General features: G+C 68.1%; 1 protein-coding gene. It reads left to right on the forward strand.

Annotated elements, in window-relative coordinates; translation table 11 throughout:
• On the forward strand, positions 1 to 238 hold a 238-nt coding region (locus AC0IYH_RS33855), incomplete at both ends, for a nicotinate-nucleotide--dimethylbenzimidazole phosphoribosyltransferase (RefSeq protein ID WP_471838844.1).

Consider the following 238-nt stretch of genomic DNA (forward strand, 5'->3'; position numbering starts at 1 on the left):
ACAAAGCTGAGGCGCGGCAGGGGCAGTTGACCAAGCCGGCCGGTTCGCTCGGCGAGCTGGAGCGCCTGGCGATTCGCCTGGCCGGGCTGCAGGGCCGTGAGTGCCCGGGGATCGACAAGGTGTGGATCGCCATTTTCGCCGGCGATCACGGCGTCGTGGCTGAAGGTGTCTCGGCATACCCACAGGCGGTCACGGGCCAGATGCTGCGCAACTTCGTCGGTGGTGGCGCAGCGATCAG

The organism is Pseudomonas sp. AC463 (genome assembly GCF_979253585.1).